Annotated in this window: 12 protein-coding genes; 4 read left to right on the top strand and 8 right to left on the bottom strand. The window is 63.5% G+C overall.

Features of this window, described 5'->3' with window-relative positions:
* Position 1: 1 nt before the first annotated feature.
* Together QMO80_RS08325 and QMO80_RS08320 are read right to left on the bottom strand one after the other, a co-directional pair.
* Positions 2-1,252: a class I SAM-dependent RNA methyltransferase gene (locus QMO80_RS08325; RefSeq protein ID WP_283199642.1), complete on the bottom strand. Its 1,251-nt coding sequence runs from the start codon at positions 1,250-1,252 to the stop codon at positions 2-4.
* Complete coding sequence (locus tag QMO80_RS08320) at positions 1,249-1,995, bottom strand: TlyA family RNA methyltransferase (protein WP_283200143.1); 747 nt, start codon at positions 1,993-1,995, stop codon at positions 1,249-1,251. The genes QMO80_RS08325 and QMO80_RS08320 overlap by 4 nt, the downstream gene beginning before the upstream one ends.
* Positions 1,996-2,127: 132 nt before the next feature.
* On the opposite strand from QMO80_RS08320, the gene QMO80_RS08315 reads away from it, so the two are divergent.
* Positions 2,128-3,120: a DUF4424 domain-containing protein gene (locus QMO80_RS08315; RefSeq protein ID WP_283199641.1), complete on the top strand. Its 993-nt coding sequence runs from the start codon at positions 2,128-2,130 to the stop codon at positions 3,118-3,120.
* A gap of 233 nt (positions 3,121-3,353) precedes the next feature.
* Positions 3,354-5,291 carry a methyl-accepting chemotaxis protein gene (locus QMO80_RS08310; protein WP_283199640.1) on the top strand — a complete coding sequence of 646 codons (1,938 nt, stop codon included), beginning with the start codon at positions 3,354-3,356 and terminating at the stop codon, positions 5,289-5,291.
* 205 nt (positions 5,292-5,496) lie between these two features.
* Here QMO80_RS08310 and dxs read toward each other — a convergent pair whose 3' ends face one another.
* A complete protein-coding gene (dxs, locus tag QMO80_RS08305; protein WP_283199639.1) occupies positions 5,497-7,413 on the bottom strand; it encodes a 1-deoxy-D-xylulose-5-phosphate synthase in 1,917 nt (638 codons plus the stop codon).
* Positions 7,414-7,701: 288 nt separating this feature from the next.
* Between dxs and QMO80_RS08300 the strand changes: the two genes are divergently transcribed.
* Positions 7,702-9,678: a phospholipase D-like domain-containing protein gene (locus QMO80_RS08300; RefSeq protein WP_283199638.1), complete on the top strand. Its 1,977-nt coding sequence runs from the start codon at positions 7,702-7,704 to the stop codon at positions 9,676-9,678.
* A gap of 59 nt (positions 9,679-9,737) precedes the next feature.
* Here QMO80_RS08300 and QMO80_RS08295 read toward each other — a convergent pair whose 3' ends face one another.
* From QMO80_RS08295 to QMO80_RS08280, 4 genes are all read right to left on the bottom strand, one after another.
* The gene (locus QMO80_RS08295; protein WP_283199637.1) at positions 9,738-10,661 is read right to left on the bottom strand and encodes a pirin family protein; all 924 of its coding nucleotides are present in this window, start codon (positions 10,659-10,661) and stop codon (positions 9,738-9,740) included.
* Positions 10,662-10,777: 116 nt separating this feature from the next.
* A complete protein-coding gene (locus tag QMO80_RS08290) occupies positions 10,778-11,545 on the bottom strand; it encodes an SDR family NAD(P)-dependent oxidoreductase (RefSeq protein ID WP_183777283.1) in 768 nt (255 codons plus the stop codon).
* A gap of 86 nt (positions 11,546-11,631) precedes the next feature.
* Positions 11,632-11,883, bottom strand: a complete 252-nt coding sequence (locus QMO80_RS08285) for an exodeoxyribonuclease VII small subunit (RefSeq protein ID WP_003545921.1) — start codon at positions 11,881-11,883, stop codon at positions 11,632-11,634.
* A 2-nt stretch (positions 11,884-11,885) separates the two neighbouring features.
* Complete coding sequence (locus QMO80_RS08280; RefSeq protein WP_283199636.1) at positions 11,886-12,821, bottom strand: histone deacetylase family protein; 936 nt, start codon at positions 12,819-12,821, stop codon at positions 11,886-11,888.
* Between the two features lie 189 nt (positions 12,822-13,010).
* On the opposite strand from QMO80_RS08280, the gene QMO80_RS08275 reads away from it, so the two are divergent.
* Positions 13,011-13,412, top strand: coding sequence for a thioesterase family protein (locus QMO80_RS08275; RefSeq protein ID WP_283199635.1), 402 nt, complete (start codon positions 13,011-13,013; stop codon positions 13,410-13,412).
* A 6-nt stretch (positions 13,413-13,418) separates the two neighbouring features.
* On the opposite strand, the gene QMO80_RS08270 is transcribed toward QMO80_RS08275, so the two are convergent.
* On the bottom strand, positions 13,419-14,033 hold the full coding sequence (locus tag QMO80_RS08270) for a 2'-5' RNA ligase family protein (RefSeq protein ID WP_283199634.1): 615 nt from the start codon (positions 14,031-14,033) through the stop codon (positions 13,419-13,421).
* Between the last annotated feature and the right edge of the window lie 39 nt (positions 14,034-14,072).

Here is a 14,072-nt window from a genome sequence, read left to right as displayed (position 1 = left end):
CCTATTTCTCCAGCGTCGCCACCACCTCGACATGCGAGGTCCAGAGGAACTGATCGATCGGCGTCACGCCGGTGATCCGATAACCGCCCTCGACGAGGATCGCCAGGTCGCGCGCCAGCGTCAGCGGGTTGCAGCTGACGGCGGCGATCTTCTTCACGCCGGAGCGGGCAAGCTCCTTGCACTGGAACTCCGCACCGGCGCGCGGCGGGTCGAAGACGACGGCGTCATAGGGCTTGAACTCCTGCGTCATCAGCGGGCGGCGGAAGAGATCGCGCTTTTCGATGCTGACCGGCTTCAGCCCCTGCGTGTTGCGGGCGGCGTGATCGAGGGCGGCGAGCGCCTTTGCCTCGGCTTCGACGGCATGCACGCGGCCGATCCGCGCCAGCCGCAGCGAAAACGTGCCGGCGCCGGCAAAGAGATCGGCGATCCGCTTGGCCTTGCCGGCATGGGCAAGCACCAGCTCGGCCATCGCCTCTTCCGCCGGCTTGGTCGCCTGGGCAAAGCCGCCCGGCGGCGGTGAAACCTGGACGCCGCCGAAATCGATCAGCGGCTTCGACGGCTCGATAAGGATTTCGCCGTTCAGAGAAACACGGGCGATGCCGCGCAGGCTGAGCACGACCTCGACCGCCTTGCGCCGCTGCGCATCGGAGAGTTTTTTCACCTCGTCGACCGCGATGTCGAGGCCGGACAGCGTTTCCAGCACGGAGACGCGGAAAGGTTCGGCATTGGTCGCGAGTGCTGAAGCGATCGCCCGGATCGCCGGCAGCCGGGCGACGAGCCCTGCCGACGAGATCGGACATTCCTCGATCGCGACGATATGATGGCTTTCCGCCTGGTTGAAGCCGATCAGCATGTCCTTCTCAGTCCTGCGCGCCGCAAACACCACGCGCCGGCGCTCGCCCGGCCGGGCCGGCACGATCGCGCCGACCTCAGGCGTCAGCCCCTTCGATCTCAGCGCATCGACGACCAGCTGGCGCTTGAAGGCGCGGTAGGGGCTATCTGCCATATGCTGCAGCGTGCAGCCGCCGCAGGTGCCGTTGACGCCATCCGGGCCGAAATGCCGGCAGGGCGGCTCCCGCCGGTCGGGCGAGGCTGTCGTGATCGACATGATCGTGCCCTGGCTTTTGACGCGGGCGATGGCGACGGTTTCTCCCGGGAGCGAGAAGGGCACATAGACAGGCCCGCCGGCGCTGCCGGCAATGCCGTCGCCCTGGGCGCCGAGCTTTTCGATCGTGACGGTTTCGGTGCTCACGGTTTCAATCCTGCCAGAAGATATTCCTGATTGCCGTCGCCGCCGGCAATCGGGGAGGGGATGAGGCCGAGGCTGTTCCAGCCCCTGTCCTCGGTGAACCAGCGCGCGAGTTCCGCAGCGACGGCGGGCGCCGACGAGGGATCCTTCAGCAGCCCGCCTTTGCCGATCGCCTCGCGCCCCGCCTCGAACTGCGGCTTGACCAGCAGCACGGCGACCGCACCCGCTTTCGCAAGATCGAGAGCCGGCGCAAGCGCCAGCTTCAGCGAGATGAAGGAGACGTCGGAGACAATGAATGTGGCGGGCTCGCCGATATCGTCAGCCGTCAGGTTGCGGGCGTTGAGGCCTTCCTTGTTGGTCACGCGCCGATCGGCTGCAATGCGCGGATGCATCTGCCCATGGCCGACATCGATCGCCGTGACATGCCGGGCACCGCGCTGCAGCAGCACCTCGGTGAAGCCGCCGGTGGACGCGCCGATATCGAGACAGTGATGGCCGGCCGGATCGAGCCGGAAATGCTCGAGGGCGCTGGCAAGCTTCAGCGCCGCACGCGAGACATAGTCCTGCGCCGGGTCGTCTATCTCGATGGCAGCGTCGTCGCCGACGAGCGCACCGGCCTTCGTCACCACCTGGCCGGCGATCCGGACGGTGCCGCGCTGCACGGCGTCGCGGGCCCGCGAGCGGCTGGCGAAGAGACCGCGGGAGACGAGAAGTTGGTCGAGGCGTTGGCTGTTTTGATCGGACATCGGCTGTGAATGACCGGCAAAGCCGCCGGTTGCAAGCATTTTGTTCCAGACCGCGTCATTGACCCTCGAAAGCTTTCGGCGATAATCCTGCGGCGGCGATGACGGGGCGGGCCGCGGACACGGGGGTGTTTTATGCTGAAGCTCTTCACTCTTCTTGTCGCCGCGGGGATCGCATCGCCGGCGCTGGCGAACGACACCATGGCCGAGGTCAAGACCGGCGGGCTGATCTTTGCCCAGTCCGACGATGTCAGCATGGTGCAAGAGGATCTCTTCATCTCCGCTTCGCAGGTGCGTGTCGACTATATCTTCGAGAACACATCGGACAAGGATGTCGAAAGCCTGGTCGCCTTCCCGATGCCCGATATATCAGGTCAGGTCGACAGCAACTCCGCCATTTCAGACTATGACAGCGACAATTTCCTGCATTTCTCCACTGTGCAGGACGGCAGGCCGATCACCGCAAAGCTGCAGCAGCGTGTCGTCTCGCTCGGTATCGACGTCACCGACGAGTTCGCCAAAAACAAGATTCCCGTCCTGCCTTACAGCCAGAAGACCCGCGACGCGCTCGCCAAGCTTCCCCAGACCGTCCGGAAGGACTGGATCGCCCGCGGGCTGATCTATCCGATGACGAACGCCGATCTCGTGCCGCTCTGGACGCTGCGCTCGACCTATTGGTGGCGCACCACCTTTCCCGCCAGGAAGAAGGTCAGCGTCGAACACCGCTATCAGCCGGCGGTCGGCGGCACCGTCGCCATCAGCTTTCTCGAAGGTGGCCAGCCGAAGGGTGAGCGCTTCGAGGAATATTCCCGCAAATACTGCCTGGACGCGGACTTCGTCAGGGTCGCCCAGCAGCGTGCCGGCGAAGCCGAGGCCGGCGGCGCCAACTATACCGAAAGCTGGATCTCCTACGTGCTGTCGACCGGCGCCAACTGGGCGGGACCGATCCGGCGCTTCCAGCTGACGGTCGACAAGGGCAAGCCCGGCAGTCTCATCAGCTTCTGCGGCAGCAATGTCGAGAAGATCGGCCCGACGACCTTCCGGATGACCGCAGAGGATTTCGATCCGGCAAAGGATTTCGACATCCTCATCCTCAATCCGCCGGAAGCGGAACCGAAGCAGCCTTGATTTAAGCAACTTTAATCATGGTTCGCGCCGCTGCGGCGACGCCTAATTTAAGCAAATCTAAAGCTCGCCCGCATAGCTTCGCTTGGATTGCAGCGGTTCGTCCGGACCGCTCGGCGCCATGACGGCGCAAGCGTTTCAACGCCGATCATGGTCTCAATTCAGAAGGTCTTGCGGTTGCGCCTCACGCGCGACCCGTCTTCACCGCGTCGACTGTCGTCAGGAGAAATTCACCGATGTCCGCTAAAAACATATCCTTGAACGGGAAGCTCGCGGCCACCTTCGCAGCCCTCATTCTTATTTTCGTCGCCGTTTCCGCCTTCGTCTATTCCAAGGCGACGGCATCGGCGGCCGCCTCCGCCGAGCAGGAAAAATCGGAGCTGCTCGTCAACCAGATCGACGATGCGCTGCAGGCAATGCTCGAGCAGGCCGTCAACCTGCGCGGTTTCATCCTTTTCCGCAGCGACAGCACCTATGGCGATGTCTTCGCCAACCGCGAGCGCATGCTGAAGGCGATCGCCGCCGCCAGGCAGACGGCCGCGGCAGAGCCGCAGCTGGTTGAGATGATCGACGGCATGCAGAAGGCCGCCGATCTCTACTTCCATGAACTGGCCGAGCCGCAGACCAAGGCGCGCAAGGAAACCGACATGCCGATCGAAGAGGTCGTCAAGATCGGCGTCAACGCCACCAAGGGCCAGCTCGACGGCTTCCGCCAGGCCTCGGCCAAGATCAAGGCCAGCGCCCGCGAGAAGTCCGAAGCGCTCGCTGAAATCCGCGCCGATGCCAACAGCGATCTGAAGACGACGCTGCTGGCCGGCGGTATCGTCGCCTCGCTTGCCGCCGCCGTGCTCGCCTGGCTGATGTCGCGCACCATCGTCCGCCCGATCGTCGGCATGACCGGGGCCATGGATCGCCTCGCCGGCGGTGAGAACGATATCGAGGTCCCGGCGACCGAGCGCGGAGACGAAGTCGGCCGCATGGCCCAGTCGGTGCTGGTCTTCAAGCAGGCGGCGATCGAGAAGCTGCGCCTTGCCGGCGAAACCGATCGCATGCGTGGCGACGCTGAGCGCCAGCGCCGGGCAGGCGACGAGCAGAAAGCCCGCGAGGAAGGCGAGATCCGCCATGCCATCGACGCCCTGGCCGGCGGCCTTGCCGAGCTTGCCAATGGCGATATGGCCGGCCGTATCCAGACGCCGTTCGCGCCGCAATATGACAGCCTGCGCAATGACTTCAACCATGCCGTCGAAAAGCTGCAGGCAGCCCTGCAATCGGTCGGCCACAACGCCTCGGCGATCAATGCCGGCGCCGGCGAAATCCGCTCGGCCGCCGACGATCTCGCCCACCGCACCGAACAGCAGGCTGCCGCCGTCGAACAGACCGCCGCAGCGCTCGAGCAGGTGACGACCACCGTCCGCGACAGCGCCAAGCGCGCCGAGGATGCCGGCAATCTCGTCGAGCGCACCCGCCTCGGCGCCGAAAAATCCGGCGAAGTCGTCCGCAAGGCCGTCTCCGCCATGCAGCAGATCGAAAAATCCTCGGGCGAAATCTCCAACATTATCGGCGTCATCGACGACATCGCCTTCCAGACCAACCTTCTGGCCTTGAATGCCGGCGTCGAAGCGGCGCGCGCCGGCGAAGCCGGCAAGGGTTTTGCCGTCGTCGCTCAGGAAGTGCGCGAGCTTGCTCAGCGCTCCGCCAAGGCGGCCAAGGAGATCAAGGCGCTGATCACCACATCGGGCGAACAGGTCGTTGCCGGCGTCTCCCTCGTCGGCGAGACCGGCAAGGCGCTGGAGGCCATCGTCGCCGAGGTGCAGGAGATCAATCACCACGTCGGCGCGATCGTCACCGCCACCCGCGAACAGTCGATCGGCCTGCAGGAGATCAACACCGCTGTCAACAACATGGACCAGGGCACCCAGCAGAATGCCGCCATGGTAGAGGAACAGACGGCGGCAAGCCATGCGCTCGCCCAGGAGGCAAGCGCGCTGGACGAGCTGCTGCGCCAGTTCAAGCTCGGCCAGGCGAGGCCGGATGCCGCACCACGCGCGGCCGTTGCGAACGCCCGCCCGGTCGCTTCTCCGGCCCGCGCGCTCGCCAACAAGGTCACCAAGGCCTTCGGCGGCCGGCAAGCGGCTGCTGCGGTTGCGGTTCAGGAAGACTGGACGGAGTTCTGAGAGCGCGGCTCTCGGAAGGGGCGTAAAAATGCTGAGGGCGGCGCAGAGATGCGCTGCCTTTTTTGATGATGAGATAGCCATGGTGCGGCCCGCGGCCCCCTCATCCGACCCTACGGGCACCGACCGGGATTGAGACCAGTGGCTCAACCCCGGTCGGTGCCCGTAGGGCGGATGAGGGGGCCTCACGGCACACCCTCACTAATCATTATCCAGCAACCCCAACCGCAACCCCGCGCCCGAGCGCCCTGAACACCGTCGAAACAATCCCGGCGCGGTCCAGCCCGGCATGGGCGATCATCGCTTCGGGTTTGGCCTGTTCCATCCAGATGTCGGGCATCACGAGCGAGCGGATCTTCAGCCCGTTGTCGAGCAGGCCCTCGCTTGAGAGATACTGCATCACCTGGCTGCCGAAGCCGCCGACGGAGCCTTCTTCGACGGTGATCACCATCTCGTGGTGGCGGGCGAGCTGGCGGATCAGGTCGTGGTCGAGCGGCTTGGCGAAGCGCGCATCGGCGACCGTCGTCGAAAGCCCGGCGGCATCGAGATCTTCGGCGGCAAGCAGGCAATCGGCAAGCCGGCTGCCGAAGGAGAGCAGCGCTACCTTGGTGCCTTCCTTGACGATACGGCCCTTGCCGATCTGCAGGATTTCGCCGCGCGCCGGCATGTCGACGCCGACACCTTCGCCGCGCGGATAACGGAAGGAGATCGGCCCGGCGTCATAGGCGACGGCCGTGCGCACCATATGCTTGAGTTCGGCCTCGTCGGCCGCCGCCATCACCACGAAGCCGGGCAGGGTGGTCAGGAAGGCGGTGTCGAAGGAACCGGCATGGGTCGGCCCGTCGGCGCCGACGAAGCCGGCGCGGTCGATCGGGAAGCGCACCGGCAGTCCCTGGATCGCCACATCGTGCACGACCTGGTCATAGGCGCGCTGCAGGAAGGTGGAGTAGAGCGCCGCGAACGGCTTGTAGCCCTCGGCCGCCAGGCCGGCGGCGAAGGTCACGGCATGCTGCTCGGCAATGCCGACATCGAAACAGCGCGACGGAAAGGCGTCGGCGAGCTTGTCGAGGCCGGTACCATTCGGCATGGCGGCGGTGATGCCGACGATCTTGTCGTCGAGGGCGGCTTCCTTAACCAGGGCTTCGGCAAAGACGCTGGTATAGCTCGGCGCATTCGGCTTGACCCTGGCCTGGGCGCCGGTGATGACGTCGAACTTGTTGACGCCGTGATATTTGTCGGCCGCGGCTTCGGCCGGCGGATAGCCCTTCCCCTTCTGGGTGACGACATGGATCAGCACCGGCCCGCGGCCATTGTCGCGCACATTGCGCAGCACCGGCAGCAGGTGATCGAAGGAATGCCCGTCGATCGGGCCGATATGATAGAAGCCCATCTCCTCGAACATGGTGCCGCCGGTGACGTAGCCGCGCGCATGCTCGACGGCACGGGTGATGGCGCGATCGATGTTCTTGCCGAGATAGGCCGTCAGCTTCTTGCCGAAATCGCGGAAGCCCATATAGGTGCGCCCCGAGGCGAGGCGGGCGAGATAGGCGCTCATTGCGCCTGTCGGCGGCGCGATCGACATGTCGTTGTCGTTGAGGATGACGATGAGGCGGGCATCGAGCGCGCCGGCATTGTTCAACGCCTCATAGGCCATGCCGGCCGACATCGCGCCGTCGCCGATGACGGCGATGACGCGCCGGTCGTTCTTGTCGAGATCGGCGGCGATCGCCATGCCGAGGCCGGCCGAGATCGAGGTCGAGGAATGCGCCGCCCCGAAAGGATCATATTCGCTCTCGGCCCGGCGGGTGAAACCGGACAGCCCGTCTTCCTGGCGCAGCGTGCGGATGCGGTCGCGCCGGCCGGTCAGGATCTTGTGCGGATAACATTGATGGCCGACGTCGAAGATCAGCCGATCATTGGGCGTGTCGAAGACGCTGTGGATGGCGATCGTCAGCTCGACCACGCCGAGGCCGGCGCCGAGATGGCCGCCGGTGCGCGATACCGCATCGATCATTTCGTCCCGGACTTCGCGGGCAAGCTGCGGCAGCTCGCGATCCTCGAGCTTGCGCAGGTCGGCGGGGTAAATGACCTGGTCGAGCAGGGGGGTCTTCGGCAGTTGTGTCACGGGCGGGCGCTCTTTCTTACTTTTCCTTGTACCGCTTTATTCGATTAGAACGAGGCAAAACAAGTGATTTCAGGAACCGAAGGTTTTCACCTTAGAGCATGGCGGAAAAATGTGTGAGCGGTTTCGGGAGATATCACATTCTATTTCTGTGAGTTGCATTCGCCTGATCCTGACCTGCTCCCGGCCTGATTTTCCGCCCCGCCGAGCGAATGCGCGAAGCGCCGGCGAGCGGCTTGAATATGACACGGAATGGTAGCAATCTTGCCGCGCTCACTGGGGAGACGGGCCATGGGAACGATTGTTGCAGCGCATGCCTATGTGAACAACGAGGTCGCTTTCGTGGCCTGGGACATCGACGCCAAGATCGACGGATGCCTTGGCTTCGAAGTCGTCCGCGTCTATCTCGACGAGCAGGGAAACGTGGCGAAAAAAGCCGACGGCAGCGAGGATCGGGTGACCTGCGCCGCCTGGGTCGCCTTCAAGGGCCAGCGCAATCCGCACTGGCTGCCGCAGACGACGTCGCTCTGGCCGGTGCAGAAGCTGTCCTGGCGCGACCTGACGCTGCGCAAGCGGCGCAACGAAATGAAACGGCGGCCGGACGAGGTCCGCGTGCGTTACGAGATCCGCCCGCTCGGCGACCTGAAGCCGGGCATGCAGGCCGCCCCCGATCCGACGCCTGCGCTCGTCGAGATCAACAAACGGGACGACAAAGGCAAGCCGATCAAGAAGAACGGCACTTATGAGAAGATTGCGGTCAAGGCCTATGAGGGACCGCCGCGGCCGCTCGGTTATCTCGGGCCGGCCTTCTCAACCAACCCGGTTCATGTAACGCGCAAGCGCGGCCAGTTCGAGTCGACCTTCACCAATGGCATTCTCGCCGCGCAGTGGCTGCGCAACGTCCTGCTGGAGGACGGCGTGAAACGGCCGAACGAGCTGATCGACATGATTTCCAATCCTGAAAACGGCATCCGCAAATATCTGGCCGGCGATGTCATTCCGATGCTGAGGGACTTCATGAATGCGCCAGGCCGCTTCCTTGTCGCCCTCTATGAGCTGGAGGACCTGGAACTGCTCGACCTGCTGCTTGCCAACAAGCACAAGCTGCGCATCATCCTCGCCAATACGGGAAAGGTCGGAGACGATTGGGATGTGCGCAATGCCCACGCACGCAAGGCGCTGATCGAGGCCGGCGTCGAGATCCACCACCGGATGTTCAACAATTCGAGCCAGATCGGCCACAACAAATTCGTCGTGCACATGCCTCCGAATGGCGCTCCGCGCAGCGTCTTCACCGGCAGCACCAACTGGACTGCGACCGGGCTTGCCGGCCAGTCCAACAACGCCTTGATCGTCCGCAACGATGCGGTCGCCGCGGCCTATGTCGGCTATTGGGAGCGGATGCTGAAAGACAATGCGACGCTGGAAGCGCCCGTCGAATTCGATGACGGCATGCCCGACAACCAGCAGAGCAAGGAATTCCGGCGCTCGAACGAGACACCTTCCATTGTGCCCACAGGCAGCGGGACTTCGGTTGAAACCTGGTTCTCGCCGAACATGCAGGGCCGCAGAAAGGGCAAGGCAATTCCGCCCGATCTTCGTGAGGTTTACCGCCTGATGCGCCGGGCCGAGCACGCGGTGCTGTTTCTTGCCTTCTATCCCGGCCAGTCGGGCAGGGATTGCATTGTCGGCGAGGCGATCGATATCGGCCTCAAGGATCAGAAGCTGATCATCACCGGCGCCGTTTCCAGCCCGCAGGCCATGCCCAATTACGTCCCCGGCAAGGAGAACGATCCCGACGATGAGGACGACGATACCGACGCCGTCTCGCCGCATACGTTCGACGAGGCCAATGTCTCGATCGTCCGGGCCTCGCGTATCGACGACCGGCAGCTCTTGGTGGATTTCGGCGCCGAAGAACTGACGGCCAAGAAGGTCGGCGCCATCATTCACGACAAGGTGCTGGTGATCGATCCCTTGTCGGACGAATGCGTCGTCGTCCTCGGCAGCCACAATCTCGGCTTCAAGGCCTCCTACGCCAATGACGAGAACATGCTGATCGTCAAAGGCGACCGGGCGCTCGCCGAGGCCTATTCCGTCCACATTCTCGACGTCTATGACCACTATCGCTTCCGCGCCGTCGAGGCGGAATTGAAGCGCCAGGGCAAGAAGGGCTGGTCGGGCTTTCTCAACGTCGACGACAACTGGCAGGATGGCTACGTGAACCGCACCAAGGGCGCGCTGACGCGGTATTTCGCGGCGGGCTGATTCGGGCAGTCGCCGGCGCTACAAGCCCCGGAGTCTCCTTGCGATGGGCCCGAGTGCCGTCAGCCTTCCGGCAAAGGCACGAATTCCTCTTCATCGCCGGGAACGATATCGAAACGGCCGGTGCGCCATTCCTCCTTGGCCTTTTCGATCCGCTCCTTCGAGGAGGAGACGAAATTCCACCAGATATAGCGTTTCGAATTCAGCGCCGCGCCGCCGAACAGCATCAGGTGACAGCCGTCGGTACCGGCTTCCAGCGTGATCGGATCGCCGGGCCGGAAAACCAGCAGCTGGTCGGCGGCGAAGCGGTCGCCCGAGATGACGACCTCGCCTGACAGCACGTAGGCGGCGCGCTCTTCATGCGCGGCGCCGAAGGGAAACTTTGCGCCCGTCTGCAGGCTGAGATCGACATAGAGCGTGTCGGAGAAAACCCCGACCGGCGATGTCATGCCTTCGAACGAGCCGATGACGACGCGTCCGCGCACGCCTGGCGTCTCGATCAGCGGCATGTCGGTCTTTTCCGTATGGGCGAAGGAAGGATCGATCTCCTCCTTGTCGTCGGGCAGCGCCAGCCAGGTCTGCAGCCCCGACATCAGCAGCGGATGGCCGCGCAGATTGTCGGGCGTGCGTTCCGAATGCACGATGCCGCGGCCTGCCGTCATCAGGTTGATATCGCCGGGACGGATGACCTTTTCGGTGCCGAGGCTGTCGCGATGACGGATCTCGCCGTCGAAGAGATAGGTGACCGTCGACAGCCCGATATGCGGATGCGGCTTCACATCGAGCGCCTCGTTGGGCTTCAGGATCGCCGGCCCCATGCGGTCGAAGAAGATGAACGGCCCGACGAGGCGCCGCTGCCGCGTCGGCAGGGCGCGGCGCACCTGGAAGCCGCCGATATCGCTGGTGCGCGGAATGATCAGATTCTCGATCGCATCACAGGCGAAGGCATCGCCGGGCAGGGGATCTTTACCGGGAAAGAAGGACATGATGGAACTCTCCGATCTGAGGCGCCGCAGCAGCAGTTTGAATGATGCAGCTTTGCACTGCCCACAGATAGCGCTTGGAGCGCCGCGCGTCCAATCACGCGCTGAGCCGGCCCGTCTCAGATTGCCGTAAAGCCGTTGTCGACGAACAGATGGGCGCCGTTGACGAAATTCGACTCGTCGCTGGCGAGATAAAGCGCGGCGCGCGCCACGTCTTCGGGCTCGCCGATCCGACCCTGTTGCGCGGCGATAGCGGCATCAGAAACGTCGACGCCGAGCGCCTGCAGGTCGGCGACTTCGCGCAATCCGTGCGGCGTGCGGATGAAGCCTGGGCAGACGGCGTTGCAGCGGATGTTGCGGTCGCGAAATTCCACCGCGATGGCGCGGGCAAACATATGCACGGCGCCCTTGGTCGTGTCGTAAAGCACTTCCATCGGCGTGGCGGCGACGGCCGAGATCGACGAGGTGCAGACGATCGACCCGCCGCCCGCCGCAATCATCTTCGGCAGCACCGCCTTGGTCATCAGGAACATCGAACGCACATTGACGGCGTGCAGCCAGTCCCATTCCTGAAGCGTCGTTTCCAGGAAGGGTTTGATGACGATCGTGCCGGCATGGTTGAAAAGTACGGTGACGGCGCCGTAGCGTTCCTCGACGCCCGCGACGGCTGAATTGACCGCAGCTTCATCGGAGACGTCGGCCGTCCAGCAGTCGGCCTCGCCGCCGGCATCACGGATCTGCTTGACGGTCTCGGCTGCCGCCTCTCCATTGCGGTCGATGATCGCGACACGCGCGCCTTCCGCCGCAAACAGCTTCGAGGCGGCACCGCCCATGCCGGTCGCGCCGCCTGAGATGATGGCGACCTTGCCCTTCAATCTGTCCGTCATGTTTCTGTCCCCTTAATATCGAAAGGGGATCATAGATCGGCCGCGAGCCGATCGCCAAGCGCCAAAAGGAAGCTTTGCTCTGACCCTCAGGCCCCATCGAGCGGTTCGACGCCCTGCGGCTTGCCGGCGCGGTCGAGCCTGATCTTCTCGATGCGGTTTTCGGCGGCCGAAAGCAGCGTCTCGCAATGTTTCTTCAGCGCTTCGCCGCGCTCATAGATCTCGATAGATTCATCCAGCGCCACGTCGCCGCGTTCCAGCCGGGCGACGATGCTTTCGAGTTCGGCGACCGCCTTTTCGAAGGAAAGGCCGGATACCTCCGGCTTGGCGCTGTCAGTCATTCTCAACCCTTCATCATTCGCAGAATATGCATGCCCGCCGATTCGGCGAGCCCCTCGAGATCATAACCGCCTTCGAGCAGGCTGACGACCCGGTTCTTCGCGTGCCGGTCGGCCAGTTCGAGCACGCGGCCGGTTGCCCAGTCGAAATCCTCGCCCGTCAGGTTTATTTGCGCCAGAGGATCGCGGTGATGCGCGTCGAAGCCGGCGGAGATGATGATAAGATCCGGCCTGAAATCGGCGACGGCCGGCAGCACGCGCGATTTGAACGCCTCGCGGAAATGGTCGCTGCCGACATTCGGCGAAAGCGGCGCATTGACGATGGTGTTGTGTTTGCCCTTCTCGTCCTTGGCGCCGCTGCCGGGATAAAGCGGCATCTGATGCGTCGAGCAGAACAGCACCGAGGGGTCGTCCCAGAAGATATCCTGGGTGCCGTTGCCGTGGTGCACGTCCCAGTCGATGATGGCGACGCGCTCGGCGCCATGCCGCTTCTGCGCATGACGGGCGGCGATCGCTGCATTGTTGAAGAAGCAGAAGCCCATCGCCGTCATCTTCTCGGCATGGTGGCCCGGCGGACGGGCGGCGACGAAGACATTGTCGGCGGCGCCGGAAAAGACGTCGTCCACCGCCGCCATCGCTCCGCCGATGCCGGTCAGCGCCGCCTGCAGGCTTTTGGGGCTGGCATAGGTATCGGCTTCGAGCTGGTTGATCCGATCCTCCTCGTCGGGGATCTCACGCATGACGGCTTTCAGATGTTCCTCCGGATGCGCCAGCAGCACCGCATCCTCGCTCGCTTCGGGCGCCTGCCGACGCTCCAGCCGCTCGAAGTTCGGATGTTCGAGCGCGACATTGATGGCGCGGATCCTGTCCGATCGCTCCGGATGGCCGGCGGGCGTCACATGTTCCAGGAAGATCGGATGTTCATAAAGACGGGTGCTCATGGAGACACTCTATCGGTCGCTTATGTCATGTTCCACAGCAGATGGGGCGTCGCCCGACGATTTCAACAAGCGCTCCTGCGGCGCCATCTCGCCGCCGGCGGCATTATAAATTCCTGTCATCTCAGCCGTTTACTTCGAAAAACCGCGTGCTACTGTCATAGACGGGGAATTTTGTAGGCAGAGTTGTTGATGAGTCAGTCTAAACGCCCGGGTGTGACGGAAATACATGTGCCGTTTCGCGATGTCGATATGACCGGCCGGATGTTCCTGGCCTCCTATATTTCTTATGCCGAATCCGTCATTGCAAGCTTCTGGTCGTCGCGGCCCGAGGTCGAGGACGAACCGGTCTACAGCGCCAGCAAGATTACCTGCGTTCTCCATCGCCCGCTGCATTACGACGAGCCGGCCCTTTTTATCGCCGCCGTCGACAAGATCGGCGTGCGCTCCATCGGCTTCATCGTCTCGATCGATACCGGGGAGGAACGCGCCGCCGAGGTGGAGATCATCTGGCAGGCCCGCGCTCGCGAGGATCAGCAGCCGGTGTCTCTGCCGGAGGAGACGCGGGACTGGCTCTATGGGTTTCTGGATTAAAGCCTGTCATTCCGCGCTTTTGCCGCGGAGGAGCGGTGCGCTGAGTATATTGGTTTCGACATTTGGATAAACGCGCTCTTCCAGCAAGGTGAGGGATCCAGCCCGCACGCCTATGGGCAAACAACCGGCGTCGAAGCTGACCGTCGGCACCGGCTCTTCGGCAAAAAACCGGAACAGTGTCATATGCGCTATATTAGGCGGGCTTGGATGCCACTCTTCGAAGCCGATGGCCTGTGAAATGGCCGAACGAAGCCGGCGCAATTCCGCCGGTTCTTCCGCTTTGACGAAGACAGCGGCTTCCGAAACCGCCACCTTATCAAAATGAAGATCAAACGATGGGGTCTCTTCGATCAGTTTCGCGACGATCTCCTTCCATCTTCCTCCGTTGCGCTTCCAGACCTCGTCGTTTGGAATGCTGAATTGGGCCGCCGCGTTGATCAGGGTGACGACCGTCATGTGCAGGCTTGTGGCCGGGACGCGTGAGAGTGAGGCGGCGCTGTCCCGCTCGATGCCGTCTTGCAAGACACAAAGCTTTGACAGCGTCTCGCGACCGGGAAGAAACTGCAGGTGAAAGGCGCAGCAGCGCTTGAACCACAGCGCATCGATCTTTGTGCGGATCACGGCAGCACGCCCTTCCATCCAATGTGGGCACGCCGCAGC

The organism is Rhizobium sp. BT03, assembly GCF_030053155.1.
Taxonomy (GTDB): Bacteria; Pseudomonadota; Alphaproteobacteria; order Rhizobiales; family Rhizobiaceae; genus Rhizobium.
This window is presented reverse-complemented; position numbering and strand designations above follow the sequence as displayed.

Coding starts and splice junctions, on each gene's coding strand:
- QMO80_RS08320 (WP_283200143.1), bottom strand. CDS start 1,995: ATGTCCGATCAAAACAGCCAACGCCTCGACCAACTTCTCGTCTCCCGC.
- QMO80_RS08315 (WP_283199641.1), top strand. CDS start 2,128: ATGCTGAAGCTCTTCACTCTTCTTGTCGCCGCGGGGATCGCATCGCCG.
- QMO80_RS08310 (WP_283199640.1), top strand. CDS start 3,354: ATGTCCGCTAAAAACATATCCTTGAACGGGAAGCTCGCGGCCACCTTC.
- QMO80_RS08300 (WP_283199638.1), top strand. CDS start 7,702: ATGGGAACGATTGTTGCAGCGCATGCCTATGTGAACAACGAGGTCGCT.
- QMO80_RS08295 (WP_283199637.1), bottom strand. CDS start 10,661: ATGTCCTTCTTTCCCGGTAAAGATCCCCTGCCCGGCGATGCCTTCGCC.
- QMO80_RS08290 (WP_183777283.1), bottom strand. CDS start 11,545: ATGACGGACAGATTGAAGGGCAAGGTCGCCATCATCTCAGGCGGCGCG.
- QMO80_RS08285 (WP_003545921.1), bottom strand. CDS start 11,883: ATGACTGACAGCGCCAAGCCGGAGGTATCCGGCCTTTCCTTCGAAAAG.
- QMO80_RS08280 (WP_283199636.1), bottom strand. CDS start 12,821: ATGAGCACCCGTCTTTATGAACATCCGATCTTCCTGGAACATGTGACG.
- QMO80_RS08275 (WP_283199635.1), top strand. CDS start 13,011: ATGAGTCAGTCTAAACGCCCGGGTGTGACGGAAATACATGTGCCGTTT.